At 68.0% G+C, this 281-nt stretch carries 1 pseudogene; it reads left to right on the top strand.

Features of this window, described 5'->3' with window-relative positions:
• Positions 1–281 (top strand): annotated as a pseudogene (locus tag ADL01_RS26910) (polyketide synthase); the annotation flags it as partial.

Raw genomic sequence — 281 nt, 5'->3', positions numbered from 1 at the left:
GGAGGCGTTGCGGGCGCAGGCCGGCCGTCTGCGTGAGCATGTGGTGGCGCAGACCGAAGTGGACTCGGTGGACGTGGGTTGGTCGTTGCTGTCGGGCCGTGCTGTGCATGAGCACCGGGCCGTGGTGTTCGGCCGGGAGCGGGAGGAGTTCCTGGCCGGGCTTGAGGCTTTGGCTTCCGGTAGTGGTTCGGGTGTGGTGTCGGGGTCGGTGGTCGAGGGTCGTCTCGGAGTTCTGTTCACGGGTCAGGGCAGCCAGCGGCTGGGTATGGGCCGTGAGTTGT

Origin of the sequence: Streptomyces sp. NRRL WC-3618 (assembly GCF_001280005.1) — a bacterium.
Lineage (GTDB): Bacteria > Actinomycetota > Actinomycetes > Streptomycetales > Streptomycetaceae > Streptomyces.
The sequence above is the reverse complement of the archived record's forward strand: the minus strand, read 5'-3'. Positions and strand labels throughout refer to the sequence as shown.